2 protein-coding genes are annotated in these 1,294 nt (G+C 72.7%); one reads left to right on the top strand and one right to left on the bottom strand.

What is annotated here, in order from left to right; all coding sequences use genetic code 11:
- On the bottom strand, positions 1-395 hold a 395-nt coding region (locus I59_RS18780), incomplete at its 3' end, for a hypothetical protein (RefSeq protein ID WP_376764438.1).
- Between the two features lie 176 nt (positions 396-571).
- Between I59_RS18780 and I59_RS00595 the strand changes: the two genes are divergently transcribed.
- Positions 572-1,249 (top strand): response regulator transcription factor, encoded by a 678-nt coding sequence (locus I59_RS00595; RefSeq protein WP_022902211.1) that lies wholly within the window; start codon positions 572-574, stop codon positions 1,247-1,249.
- Positions 1,250-1,294 lie beyond the last annotated feature (45 nt).

The following is a 1,294-nucleotide window of genomic DNA, read 5'->3' as shown; positions in this document are numbered from 1 at the left end:
CCCGGCCGGAAGACCCCGGGGTGCCCGCGCCGGGGACGAACGACCACGGGGTGCCCGCCCCGGGAACGGACGACCACGGGGTGCACGCCCCGGGACCGGACGAACCTCGGGTGGCACGCGCCGGGGACCGACGACCACGGCGGCCAGGCGACGACGACGGCGACGGCGGCGCTCCCCGGTGCTGGTGCTGGCGCTGTCGCTGCGGGGAGGACCACGCGCCCACGGAGCGGCGCGCCCGGGGTGGTGCGGAGGACGCCGCGAGCCACCGGAGCGGCGAGCACGGGGCTGACGACGACCACGGCAGCCACCACAGCGACGATGACGGCGACCACCGCGGCGGCGATGACCACGGTGGAGACCAGCGCGGCGGCGACGACCACAGCGGTTCGGGCCACGGAGCCGACGACTGAACAGCAGTGCGGGGCGGTGCGGGGCGGTGCGCGGCAGGACCGGTTGCGGTGGTCCACCTCGGTCCGCCCCGCCCGTCGGGGCCTGGTCCGGTGGGCCCTGGACCAGCATGATGGTGGACGGGCGCCCCTCCGGGCAGTTCGTCGGCAGGAGGTGGTGACAGGTGCGAGTACTGGTGGTCGAGGACCAGGCCGGCCTTGCGGACGGTCTTCGGATCGGGTTCGAGGCAGAGGGCTTCGCGGTGGACATCGCGACGAACGGCACCGACGGCCTCTGGATGGCCCGTGAGACCCGCTTCGACGTCATCGTGCTCGATGTGATGCTGCCGGGCATGAGCGGCTACAGCGTCTGCCGAGAACTCCGCGCCGAGGGCAACTGGGTGCCGATCCTCATGCTGACCGCCAAGTCGGGGGAGTGGGACCAGGTCGAGGGGCTCGACACCGGAGCGGACGACTACCTGACGAAGCCGTTCTCGTTCGCCGTGCTCCTCGCACACGTCCGAGCGTTGATCCGACGCGGAGCACGTGAGCGTCCGGCCGAACTGCGTGCGGGCGACCTCTGCCTCGACCCCGCGCGACGCGAGTTGCGGCGCGGCGACGACCTCGTCCCGTTGACCGCCCGGGAGTTCTCGGTGATGGAGTTCCTCATGCGGCACGCGGGCGACGTCGTCACGAAGCGGGCCGTGCTCGAGGGGGTCTGGAACGACGACTTCGACGGCGACCCCAACATCGTCGAGGTCTACGTCGGCCACCTCCGCAACAAGGTCGACCGCCCGTTCGGACGGTCCGCCATCCTCACGGTGCGCGGCGCCGGGTACCGGTTGGCGGCCGACGGTGGATGATCGTCCCCGGTTCCGCTTGCGGAACCCGTCCCTGCGCTCCGGATC

Source organism: Curtobacterium sp. B8 (assembly GCF_000333315.1).
Classification (GTDB): Bacteria; Actinomycetota; Actinomycetes; order Actinomycetales; family Microbacteriaceae; genus Curtobacterium; species Curtobacterium luteum.
Note: the sequence above shows the minus strand (reverse complement) of the source record. Positions and strands in the feature narration are given on the sequence as shown.